The sequence below is a fragment of the Shinella sp. JR1-6 genome (genome assembly GCF_004284735.1).
GTDB lineage: Bacteria > Pseudomonadota > Alphaproteobacteria > Rhizobiales > Rhizobiaceae > Shinella.
The window spans coordinates 1-663 of record NZ_SHMI01000130.1; the positions used below are offsets into that span (position 1 = coordinate 1).

The window sequence follows — 663 nt, forward strand, 5'->3', positions numbered from 1 at the left end:
TATCGAAGACCTGCTTGCCGAGCGCGGCATTGCCGTCTCGGTTCAGACCGTCTCAGAATGGACGACTAAGTTTGGCCTGAAATTCGCCCACCAACTCGAGCGGCGGTCGATCGGCAACTTCGCAGACAAATGGCATCTCGATGAGATGGTCGTATCGATCAAGGGCAAGAAATACTGGCCGTGGCGCGCCGTCGATGCCAACGGCTACGTTCTCGATGCTCTGCTGCAAAGCCGCAGAAAAAAGGGAGCCGCTCTTCGGCTGATGCGCAAATTGTTGAAGAGCCAAGGTGTTGCGCCGCGCGTGATGGTGACAGACAAGCTGCGTTCTTATTCCGCCGCAAAGCGAGAGATCATGCTGGGGATCGAACACCGTTCGCACAAAGGGCTCAACAACCTCGCAGAAAATTCTCACCTTCCCGTTCGACGACGAGAGCGACGCATGATGCGGTTCAAGTCGGCAGGTCAATGCCAACGTTTCGTCTCAACCCACGGCCAAATTGCCAATCTTTTCCAACTTCATCGAAAACACCTGAATGCCGCTGATCATCGCCAACTCCGCGCCCTCCCCAGCGCCACCTGGCGTGAGATCGCGTTGCCGATCCAAGCCTGAAATTCAGGACAAAGAAATGATTGCGTCCTACGTCAGGTTAAGGCGACGCCACC

General features: G+C 55.8%; 1 protein-coding gene. It reads left to right on the plus strand.

Annotated features, from left to right (window positions below):
* Positions 1–610, plus strand: a 610-nt coding sequence (locus EXZ48_RS34720) for an IS6 family transposase (RefSeq protein ID WP_130521637.1), incomplete at its 5' end; no start/stop codon positions are given.
* Positions 611–663 lie beyond the last annotated feature (53 nt).